This window comes from Oscillibacter sp., from assembly GCF_031978065.1.
In the GTDB taxonomy this organism is placed as follows: domain Bacteria; phylum Bacillota; class Clostridia; order Oscillospirales; family Oscillospiraceae; genus Oscillibacter.
Genome location: NZ_DALZCH010000142.1, coordinates 5,809 through 6,982 on the forward strand (window position 1 = coordinate 5,809; position 1,174 = coordinate 6,982).

General features: G+C 59.8%; 1 protein-coding gene. It reads right to left on the reverse strand.

Annotated elements, in window-relative coordinates; translation table 11 throughout:
- Positions 1–1,174: heavy metal translocating P-type ATPase (locus tag RTK01_RS15250; RefSeq protein WP_312281793.1), on the reverse strand; the 1,174-nt coding region annotated here is incomplete at both ends.

Genomic DNA, 1,174 nt, shown 5'->3' on the forward strand with positions numbered 1-1,174 from the left:
ATTTTCAGATTGTTCCGGCGCGGCCAGCGCGGCCAGCTCCCGGGGCTTGGCTTCCTCCACGATGGCGGAGGCCAAGGGGTGCTGAGACACGGACTCCACGCCCGCCGCCAGCGCCAAAAGCTGATTTTCCTCTATGCCGAGGGGAAGAATCTCCGTCACCGCAGGCTTTCCCTCGGTAACGGTGCCGGTTTTATCCAGCACCACGGCGGAGGTCTTATGAGTAATTTCCAGCGCCTCGCCGCTGCGGATCAAAATGCCGTTGGAAGCGCCAAGGCCGGTTCCCACCATGATGGCGGTGGGAGTGGCAAGGCCCAACGCGCAGGGGCAGGCGATGACCAGCACGGTGGTGAACACCCGCAGGGCAAAGGGGAAATCCTGCCCCGCGATGAGCCAGGCGGCGGCGGCAAATATTGCAATCACGATCACCACCGGGACAAATACGCCTGCCACCTTGTCCGCCACGCGGGAGATGGGGGCCTTTTTCCCCTGTGCATCCTCCACGAAGCGAATGATTTTGGACAGGGTGGAATCCTCGCCTACCCGGGTCACGGAGACGTACAGCACCCCGTCGCCGTTGATGCTGCCGCCAATGACGGTGTTGCCCTCCGCCTTTTCAACGGGCAGGCTCTCGCCGGTGAGCATAGCCTCGTTGACGCTGCTCTCGCCCTTAGTTACGGTGCCGTCGGCGGCAATTTTTGCGCCGGGCTTTACGAGAATCAGATCTCCGGCCTTTAGGGAGGCGGTGGGCACTTCTGTGCCGTTCTCCGCCATAATCGCCACATCGGGACGCAGGTCCATCAGTCGAGTAATCGCGCCCTTGGTCTTCTGCACGTTGCGGCTCTCTAAGAATTTACCCACCATGATTAGGGTCAGCACCACGGCCCCGGACTCATAGTAGAGGTGATGGACGTGGTGGGGAACGTCGGAAATCAGGTAAGTCATTGCAAGGGAGTACAAAAATGAGCAGGTGCTGCCGATGGCCACCAGAGAATCCATATTGGGATTGCGGTGCCACAGGGCTTTCAGACCGCTGATCATGTAGTTCCGCCCGAACCACAGCACCGGGATGGTGAGAAGAATCTGCGTGATTGCGTAGTTCACCGGATGGGTTTTCATGGACAGAATATCCGGCAGCGGAAGGGGGGTGGACAGCATCTGTCCCATGGATACATAC